The sequence below is a fragment of the Paraburkholderia oxyphila NBRC 105797 genome (assembly GCF_000685075.1).
In the GTDB taxonomy this organism is placed as follows: Bacteria; Pseudomonadota; Gammaproteobacteria; order Burkholderiales; family Burkholderiaceae; genus Paraburkholderia; species Paraburkholderia oxyphila.
In genome coordinates this window covers 163029-172077 of record NZ_BAYD01000002.1, presented here as the reverse complement: position 1 = coordinate 172077, position 9049 = coordinate 163029, and the positions used below count along the sequence as shown (strand labels likewise).

The following is a 9049-nucleotide window of genomic DNA, read 5'->3' as shown; positions in this document are numbered from 1 at the left end:
CTAGATGCGTTTGCATTTGATGTAGAAAAGTCAGCAGACAAAATCGCGGCCATCGAAAACCACATAGCAGAAGTGGATAAGGCATGTGCAAATTTGCTAGCACTCGGCAAGGAGTGGCAATTTCCAGTCTATTTGTCTAACCTCAAGGCAACATTCAGCCTGAGTCCCATTAAATTGTTACCGGCCGTAGCGGGCGGGTGGAAGCTTGGCGAGCCCTACGGCTTGACAGCGGCGACCGCCGTAGCGGCTGGGGCTGGCCTAGTCAGTACGCTGGAAATCAAAGCCGACTATGGATTAAGGTCCGCACGCAAACCAACCAGCCCATACAAATACGCCTATCGAATCGATAGCGAGTTGAGATGAGCCAAGCTTGTTCGTTACGGCAGCACACGGCGACCCGGCTTAGATCTCCGTTTAAGCACTATGGCCGCCTTGCTTGCTTCTCCCAAGTTATCCTTCCCATTGGGGTTTAACCACGTTAGCTACGGCACAGCCAGGACAACGCCACTCCATAACCGTCTAGATACACAAGCCCGTAACCACGGTTTGCACATATTCAACAAGTTATTGATTTATAAGTATCTTTATCAGACTCGAATCCCATCGCTCCGATTAGGAATTGAAGGGGGTTACAAGTCGTTGGCTTGTAACCCCTTTTCTTTTTGCGCATCGAGTTCAACGATTACTTTTGGGGCTTGCCCACCTGCAGCCAACAGGCAAATACACGATTCTTCAACTCGATTCGAGCGCTTCATTTGCGCACGAAGCCCAAGCCCTCTCCAACTACCCCTGTCTTCCTGGACGTTATCGACGCCCGCGCCGTCGCAATCGATACCCGTCCACATGAAACCCAGACCACTCGACCTCTAACCACTGGCCGTGCAAATCGCCTCGGCGCAAGGACGCCCTTCTGGGCAGCCATATCGCCAGGTTCACCATGGCCGACAATAAGAGCCCACCCCCAACGTCACAAACCCACAAATCTGTGCCATCATTACGGCACAAATTCAAATTTTGCGACATAGCACCATGGGCGAGACGAAATGAAAAAAGCACGCTTTGGCACGATCGACCAGATCGGCTATCTGGTTAGCGACCTCGACCAGAGCATCGAACGTTGGCTGACGCAGCTTGGCGTAGGCCCCTGGATGGTCTTCCGCAATGTCGCCCTGCAAGGGCATTACCTGAACCAACCCGTCACAGTCACGATGAACGTAGGCCTCGCATATCAAGGCCAAACCCAGATCGAGCTGATCCAGGCCACCAACAACAGCGCCTCCCCCTACCGTGACGCCCACGGCCAACCGATCCTCGGCATGCACCACGTAGCCTGGGTGGTCGACGACATCGATGCCGCGATCGAACGCATGACCGCCGACGGTCTACAGATGGTGTTCGAAGCAAGCAACCCGGCAACGCGAGTCGCGTATTTCGAAGACGCGTCCGAACCCGGTGTCCGCTATGAGGTCATCCAGGGCGCCGGGATGCGCGAACTGATCCAGCAAGGCATCGCCGCCGCGCGCGACTGGGACGGCGCCAATCCGATCCACGTAATCGATGCAATGAGCGACACCACGAGCGCCAAGCACCCCTGACACCCCATCGAAAACACAACACATTTCACAACAGGAGACATCGAAATGAAGCGTCTGGAAGGCAAAGTGGCATTGATCACCGGCGGCGCACGCGGCCAGGGTGCGGCGGAAGCCCGATTGTTCGCGGCCGAAGGCGCACGCGTGGTAATTGCCGACGTGCTGGATGCCGACGGCGAGCGTCTGGCCAGCGAGCTGCAAGGCTCCGCGATCTTCCAGCACCTGGACGTCACACGCCCGGAACAATGGGAAGCTGCCGTGCAAGTCGCCGAAAAACATTTCGGCAACATCGACGTGCTGGTCAACAACGCCGGCATCCTCAAGCTCGCGCCGCTGGAATCGTGCTCGCTCGACGATTACCTGAAGGTCATCAACGTGAATCAGGTGGGCTGCTGGCTTGGCATGAAGTCCGTGCTGCCGTCCATGAAGAAGGCGGGCCGCGGCTCGATCGTGAACGTTTCATCCACGGCTGGCATGGAAGGCATCGCGGGCGGCACGGCCTACACGTCCAGCAAGTTCGCCGTTCGAGGCATGACCAAGTCTGCGGCGCTCGAGTTGGGCCACCTTGGCATTCGCGTCAATTCGATCCACCCGGGCGGCATCGATACCGCGATGGCCCGGCCGCCCGAATACGCCGACTTCGAACCGTCCGCGATCTACAACTCGCTGCCGATCGCGCGTATCGGCCGTCCCGAGGAAGTGGCCGATCTCGCGCTGTTCCTCGCCTCCGACGCGTCCTCCTACTGCACGGGCTCGGAGTTCATCGTCGATGGCGGCTTGCTGGCCGGCAAGACCTTCCACTGATCGTCGCCGCTATCGCGCTCAGGCCGGCAATGCTGGGCTGAGCGCGTCGCGGCCAACGCGGTGGACGAACCGCGGTGGACAAACTCAAGGCACCAGCACGATCTTCCCGCCAACACCGCCCTGCTCCATCAACGTGTGTGCACGCCCGGCTTCGGCAAGCGGCAACTTGTGCGCGACAGGCATGGGGAACCGTTGAAGTCTCTCACGCGCAAAACGCGCGAGACGCGGCCCATCGAAGCTCACGACCAGCGAAACGAACCGTTGCGTCGAATTGGCCGGCGGCACAGGCGGCGGAAACGCACTGGAGCCAACAACGCCGTTCGACTTCACATAAGCAAAAAGCGCTTCGGCAACCGTCCCGCCTACCGTATCGGCGAGAAAATCGAATGGTCCCGCCGCGGCCAATGCGGCTTCATCGGCGATATCGATGACACCCGCGACGGGCAAATCAGCCACCGCGTCACGACTCGTTGCACGCACGCCCGCATATACCTGCGCGCCCGCATCGAGCGCCGCGATCACTGCCGCGCGCCCCGTCGAGCCGCCCGCGCCAATCACGAGTCCCTTTGCGCCCCGCGCCGGACGAATCCCGGCTTCGATCAGTTGCGTCCCGGTCAGTCCGCCAGTCGGCATGGCTGACGCCTCGACCAAATCCAGGCCATCGGGCACGTGCACGAACCGGCTGGCGTCGAAGACGATCTTCTCCGCATACGCGCCGTCACTGAGCGGATTCACCATGCCCATGACCCTGTCGCCAGGGCGAAATGCGGTCACGCCCTCACCCACGGCGTCCACGATGCCCGCGACGTCGCCGCCCAGGCGCGCCGGAAACGTGAGCGGCATCCACGCATCGAGCCATCCGTTGCGCGCCTTCACGTCGACCGGATTGACCGCTGCGCCCGCAACACGCACGCGGATTTCTCCTGGTCCAGGGTGCGGCTCGGCAACCGTTTGCATAACGAAACGATCGACCCCGCCATAGCCGGTCAACTGGATCGCGCGCATCGTGCCGCTCCGCTCCACCGTCGTCGTGAGCATGGCCTTGCGCACATCGCCCGTGCCGCCCGCGACCCAAGTTGCGCCATAGCTGCGTGCACGCGCCTCCAGCACGCCGACGAAATCGTCAAAGCCCGGTGTCGCTTCGAGCAGTTCGAGCAGAATGCCGGGCGCCGCCGCGCAGCGGAAATAGCTGTAGCGTTGTCCCGTGGCGTCGCGTCCTTCGGCGCAATGCTCCATCCCTCTCTCGCACGCCACGCGAACGTCGCGGTGCATGTCGCGGCTCATCGCCGCCAGCCGCTGCAGCCCGATGACCGGCCGGTTGAGCGAGTCGTGAAACGGCGATGGCCCATCGCCCGACACCTGAATCAATTCGATCAGCGTCTCACCATGCATGCTCAGCGCGACATGCACCGGCAGCGAGATGGGCCGTCCCTCATACGTCATGTTGAGCGTGAGCCCGCGAAAAATGCTCCACGGCCCGACGCCAACCTGCGTTTCCCAGAAGCTCACGAGTTGGTCGAGATTGCTGGTCGCAAAGCTGATTTGCCGGATCGGTCCGAGCCAGCCAGTATCCATCGCAATTCCTTGTTGGGTTTCGGCTTCCCCCATGAATGCGTCCCCTCCGATTCAAGTGCCGGGCGATGCTCAAAGCCACTCCGCTATCGCAACGCCCGACACAGTCCTGCTCAAGAACTGACGGCTTCAGCCTCAACGCGCGTGGCCGCGATGTGATTGGCCGCAACATAGCCGAACGTCATGGCCGGTCCAATCGTCGAACCGGGGCCCGGATAAGTCTTGCCCATCACTGCGGCAGTCGTGTTGCCGAGCGCATAGAGGCCGTCGATCACCGAGCCGTCGGGCCGCAGCACGCGCGCCTGGGCATCGGTGCGCAGCCCCCCTTTCGTGCCGATCTCGCCCGGGTCCAGACGCAGCGCGTAGAACGGCGCGCGCTCGATCGGCCCAAGGCACGGATTGGGTTTGCACGACGAGTCGCCGTAGTAGCGGTCGAACACATTGCTGCCCTTGCCGAATTCGGTGTCGACGCCGCTCGCCGCGTAGCCGTTCATCTGCACGACGGTCTGCGCGAGGCCCCCGGCATCGACGCCGATCTTCGCGGCCAGTTCGTCCAGCGTGTCGGCGCGATAGATGACGTTGTCGAGCCAGCCGGCCGGGATCTTGCTGTCCGGCTGCACGCTGCCGGGCAGCAGCACGCCGCATGGATAGCGCTTGCGGTACTCGGCATCGAAGATCAGCCACGCGGGCACGTTCGCCTGGGTGCGCGCATGGTCCGCGTACATCGCGTGAATGACGTCTGGGTAAGGCGCCGATTCGTTGATGAAGCGCCGCCCCAGCTGGTTGACCATCACGCAGCGCGGCGCCGAGCGCTCGACGAACAGCGCGCGCTGCTTCTCCTCCCCCGGCACGCGCACGGTCGGCACGCCCCAGACGAAATCCATCAACGCGGTGTCGGCGCCCAGCGCGAGGCCGGCGCGGATGCCATCGCCGGTGTTGATCGGCGGCGCGGCGCTCCACTCGGCGCGCGTGGGTTTGGGCAGATACTGCTCGCGCATCGCCTGATTCGCTTCGAAGCCGCCGCATGCGAGGATCACGCCGCGCGTGGCGCGAATGCCGAATGGGCGGCCCTCGCGCTCCACGATCACGCCGTCCACGCGCGTGCCGTCCACGTGCAGCGAGCGCATCGGCGTGCCGAGCCAGAGCTCGATGCCGCGCTGCGCGAGCGCGGCCCGCAGGCTTGCGACGAGCGCATTGCCGAGCGTGAGGCGGCGGTCGCGCGAGGTGCGGCGGCGCCAGCGGAAGTCGGTCGCGTAGCGCAGCATCAGCCATGCAGTCAGGCGCAGCCAGCCGCGCTCCTTGGCGAGGATCGTGTGCGCTTCGATCTGCGTCATCGCTATGCGGCCGCCAATCAGCGTAGCCGGCGACGGCGCGCGCAGCTCGTCGAAGTGCTCGCCCAGGCGCGCGGCGTCGAAGGCCGCCGGCTCCATCGTCCGGTAGCCGGGCTTGCCGCCCTTGCGGTCCGGGTAGTAGTCGGGATAGCGCGGCACCGCGTGGAAGTGCGTCTGCGCGTGCTTCGCGAGCCAGCCGACCATCTTCGGCCCGTTCTCGAGATACGCGTCGATACGCTTCGGGTCGAAGTCCTCGCCCACGACGTCGCGCAGATAGGTGATTGCTTCGTCGTACGAATCGCTGCCGCCGAGCGCGGCGATCTGGTCGTTGCAGGGAATCCAGATGCCGCCCCCGGAGACCGCCGTCGTGCCGCCGTACACGGCGCTCTTCTCGACGACGAGGACCGACAGGCCCTGATCGTGCGCACGCAGGGCCGCCGTCATCGCGCCCGCGCCGGAGCCGACCACCACCACGTCGCAGGTGGCATCCGTGAGCGGATCAAGTCGATCGTCGTGCATGATGGTCCTCGCCTCAGATCGTGGAAAGACGGCTCACGGCCTCGGCCGGCACGTCGGGTCGCTTGCGCCAGCCCGCGTCCTCGCGGCGGTACTCGTGCACCTCGACTACCGCTTGCTGCGCGGGCAGCGCGGCCACGTCGGTATAGAACTGCCGGTACCACTCGCGCAGGCGATAGATCGGACCGTCGCCTTCGCACAGCAGCGGATTGTCGACGCGTGTCTTGGTGTCCCAGAGCGCCACGTCCTCGCGAAAGGCGGCTTGCGCGGCCTGCACGTAGCCTTCCACCATCGCGCGGTTCTGCTCGTCGGTCAGCGCCGGGTTCTTCTCGACCATCACGCCGAAGCGCAGCTCGAAGCTGTTCGTGTCGATCGGCACGTGGCTGTTGAGCAGAATCGATTTGATCGCTTGCCCCTGCGCCTCCCCGGTCATCAGCGTGACGTGGTAGGCCGGACCGAAGTAGGCGGAATCGGCCGTCAAGCCGCCGTCGCCCGCAAGCCGCGGGCTGCCTCCGCGCAACTTCTGATACGCCACGTGACCCGTGAACGTATTGCAGAAATAGTCGATTGGCGCGCCATGGACCGGCCCGAAGTGCGCCATGTCCGACTGGTTGTCGATCAGCTCGCGGCAGTTCGTGTTGATCACCCATTTGACGATCGCCCAGTCGCTCCAGGCATCGGAGAAGCACGCGTTGATCTTCGGGATCTCCACCGCGGGATCGGGCGCGTTCCCTTCCGGGTCGTTCCAGACGAACAGCAGCCGGTTCTGCTCCATCACCGGCCAGGACTTGATGCGCGCCTTCGGCGGGATGCGCTGCGAATACGGGATGGCCGCGCACTTGCCGTCCGAGGCCCACTGCCAGCCATGGAACGGGCACACCACCGTGTCGCCCTCGATACGCCCCTGGCCGAGGTCGGCGCCCATGTGTGGGCAATAGCCGTCGAGCACGCGCAACTGCCCGTCCTCGCCCTGGAACACGACCACGCGCGTGCCGAAGATCGACAGCCCGTGAGCTTTGCCGTCCCGGTAATCGTCGGCGAGGCCCAGACAGTGCCAGCCGCGCGCATAGCGCTCCTCGATGGGCGCGGCGTGAATCTTGTGAATGGCGTGCTTGCCATCGAGCACGGTGGAATCGGCCATGAGTGTCTCCTCGAGTGGGTGCGGGCAAGATTCGGCATCCTGATTGCCGGGCGCTGCCCGCGAAAGCGCCAGCCGCCACCGACCGGATGCGACCGGTGGCCTGGCTTCGATGCTATGTCACAAAAATCGTTATTTGTGACGCATGATGGCACAAATTCCATTTCTGTGCCATCCCGTGAGAAAATTGCCCCGCAAGGGGTTCAATCGATGGATCAGGACAGGAAGGGATATGGATCGGCAATTGCGCTGGGGTGACGCCAGCAGAATGGATAGCGCGAACGACGCGCGCAGCGTGATCCTGCGCGTGGCCCTCGATGCGATGATCGAACAGGGCGTCGACGGCTTCTCGATCGACGACGTCGCGCGGCGCGCGAACATCTCGCGCCGCACGCTCTACCGCTATTTCGGCACCAGGAAGGAACTGATCCAGGGGGTGATCAGCGTCGAGAACGGCGCGTTCTTCGAAGAGATGCAGCGCAGCCTGGCTGACCTCGAAGACGACTTCGAGGCCTACTGCGAAGCCTGCGTGTGCTTTGCGGTGCGATACCGGGACCGCCATCACGGCGGCTTTCACCACAACTACCTGGCCAAGAGCGTGTCGACGGAGGTGTTCGGCTACATCGTCGAGGACATCGCGCCCATGTGGCAGCGCGTGCTGGAGAAGCCCTACCGCCAGTACGTCGCCGTGCGCGGTCCGCAGGTCCCGCCGCTCGCCGACATCATCGCGCTGATCAGCCGTATCGGGCTCGCGTATTGTCTGGTCCCCGTGGAAGAGCCCGCGCTGCGCGCGCAGATGCGCATGCTCTGGACCTTCGGCCGCGAGCCGGCTGCCCCGCCGGCCGCGCCCAAACGGAAGGCAAAAGCGGCGTGATGCGCGAGGGCCTGTTCACACCGGCAACAGGCCCTAAAGCAAGCTGCGAAACACGAGCAGCAGCAACTCCGACTGGCGCGTAATGCCGAGCTTCGAGAAGATCGAGCGCAGATGCGAGCGCACCGTGTTGCGGCGTATGCCCATCGCCTCGCCGGCCTCGTCGATCGACATCCCGTGCATCAGTTGCAAGGTGAGCTCGGCCTCCGACACGGTCAGGTTAAAGAGGCGCTGAATCATGTCGGAGCGCGTATTCGTCTCGGTCGACGGATCGCGCAGGAACACGACGGCGGCGGGCCCGCGCACGCCATCGGACCATTCGCCCGGCGGCACCTCGCGCACGACCACGCCCAGGTTGCGCTTGCCGGACGGCCGCGAGATCGACACCGCCCGCACCAGCGAAGGACTGCCGGCCGCGCGCCGCTCGAGCACGTCGCGGATCGTCTGCTGCAACTCGCGGTTGTCGCGCGTCGCGCTCGCGCTGAGCATCTGGCGGCGCACCTGCAGGCCGTCCTCGCGTTCGAGCAGTTCCCGCGCCGCGCCGTTCATCTCGACGATGTTGCCGCGCACGTCGAGCAGCACCGAGCCAATCTTCATGTGGTCGATCGTGCCCGCATAGAGCTTGCGCTCCGATTCGAGCGTGTCGATGCGTTCATGGATCTGCATCGCGCGCCGGATGTGCGGGATCAGCGCGTTGCACAGCGCCTTGTCCTCCCGCGAGAACGGCTCGGCATTCGGCGGCCGGCAGACGCGCAGCCAGCACTCGCCGCCATGCGCCGTCTTGATGTCGGCGCCCAGCATGTAGTAGATGCCCACGGCCTCCATGAAATCGCGGTAGTACGGCGTCTGGACCCAGTGCGAGGTCGGCACGATCTCATCGAGCGACACCACGCGATCAGACGGCAGACCGACGAACGGATCGAGCGCGTGATAGTGCGTGTCGTACGCGGTGAGCCTATACCGCTTGATCTTGCCGCCAATGAAGACGGCCAGCATATGGCGCTCGCGCGTGGGCGGCCTCAGGATCAGCGTCACGTAGTTCGCGCCCAGCAACGCGTGCATGCGCTCGAGCGCGCTCTTCCAGCGCGGGTTCTCGAGCGCCCCCTCGTAGATGAGGCCAATCAGGTCGATCAGCGCGTCCTGCGCGCGGGGTGTACCTGGCGCCCCCGGCGCGTCCAGCGAAATGTTCGGTCTGTCCAACGGCGTCTCCCTTATCTCTCGCTGA

The 9049-nt window shown here is 64.0% G+C and carries 8 protein-coding genes; 4 read left to right on the top strand and 4 right to left on the bottom strand.

Translation table 11 applies throughout. The annotated features are described in order from the left end of the window. The 3 genes from BO1_RS60095 to BO1_RS01640 form a co-directional block, all read left to right on the top strand. Positions 1–363, top strand: a 363-nt coding sequence (locus tag BO1_RS60095) for a hypothetical protein (RefSeq protein WP_028216054.1), incomplete at its 5' end; no start/stop codon positions are given. A gap of 680 nt (positions 364–1043) precedes the next feature. Beyond that, positions 1044–1595: a VOC family protein gene (locus tag BO1_RS01645; RefSeq protein ID WP_028216053.1), complete on the top strand. Its 552-nt coding sequence runs from the start codon at positions 1044–1046 to the stop codon at positions 1593–1595. 45 nt (positions 1596–1640) lie between these two features. After that, entirely contained in the window at positions 1641–2396 is a 756-nt protein-coding gene (locus tag BO1_RS01640) for an SDR family NAD(P)-dependent oxidoreductase (protein ID WP_028216052.1), read from the top strand. An 84-nt stretch (positions 2397–2480) separates the two neighbouring features. Here the strand turns inward: BO1_RS01640 and BO1_RS57025 are convergent, their stop codons facing one another. The 3 genes from BO1_RS57025 to BO1_RS49290 all read right to left on the bottom strand — a co-directional run bounded on the left by BO1_RS57025 (position 2481) and on the right by BO1_RS49290 (position 6956). Continuing rightward, positions 2481–3971 carry an alcohol dehydrogenase catalytic domain-containing protein gene (locus tag BO1_RS57025; RefSeq protein WP_052409336.1) on the bottom strand — a complete coding sequence of 497 codons (1491 nt, stop codon included), beginning with the start codon at positions 3969–3971 and terminating at the stop codon, positions 2481–2483. Between the two features lie 110 nt (positions 3972–4081). Then, positions 4082–5818, bottom strand: a complete 1737-nt coding sequence (locus BO1_RS49295; RefSeq protein ID WP_043283510.1) for an FAD-binding protein — start codon at positions 5816–5818, stop codon at positions 4082–4084. A gap of 13 nt (positions 5819–5831) precedes the next feature. Beyond that, entirely contained in the window at positions 5832–6956 is a 1125-nt protein-coding gene (locus BO1_RS49290; protein WP_043283508.1) for a Rieske 2Fe-2S domain-containing protein, read from the bottom strand. 229 nt (positions 6957–7185) lie between these two features. Here BO1_RS49290 and BO1_RS56160 point away from each other — a divergent pair, with 229 nt between their 5' ends. Next, positions 7186–7827, top strand: coding sequence for a TetR/AcrR family transcriptional regulator (locus tag BO1_RS56160; protein ID WP_167338303.1), 642 nt, complete (start codon positions 7186–7188; stop codon positions 7825–7827). Between the two features lie 33 nt (positions 7828–7860). On the opposite strand, the gene BO1_RS01615 is transcribed toward BO1_RS56160, so the two are convergent. Further along, complete coding sequence (locus BO1_RS01615; protein WP_052409334.1) at positions 7861–9024, bottom strand: helix-turn-helix transcriptional regulator; 1164 nt, start codon at positions 9022–9024, stop codon at positions 7861–7863. Positions 9025–9049 lie beyond the last annotated feature (25 nt).

Bases quoted from the DNA above. Each gene is read 5' to 3' on its own strand.
- BO1_RS57025 (WP_052409336.1), bottom strand. From the start codon at position 3,971: ATGGATACTGGCTGGCTCGGACCGATCCGGCAAATCAGCTTTGCGACC.
- BO1_RS49295 (WP_043283510.1), bottom strand. From the start codon at position 5,818: ATGCACGACGATCGACTTGATCCGCTCACGGATGCCACCTGCGACGTG.
- BO1_RS56160 (WP_167338303.1), top strand. From the start codon at position 7,186: ATGGATCGGCAATTGCGCTGGGGTGACGCCAGCAGAATGGATAGCGCG.
- BO1_RS01645 (WP_028216053.1), top strand. From the start codon at position 1,044: ATGAAAAAAGCACGCTTTGGCACGATCGACCAGATCGGCTATCTGGTT.
- BO1_RS49290 (WP_043283508.1), bottom strand. From the start codon at position 6,956: ATGGCCGATTCCACCGTGCTCGATGGCAAGCACGCCATTCACAAGATT.
- BO1_RS01640 (WP_028216052.1), top strand. From the start codon at position 1,641: ATGAAGCGTCTGGAAGGCAAAGTGGCATTGATCACCGGCGGCGCACGC.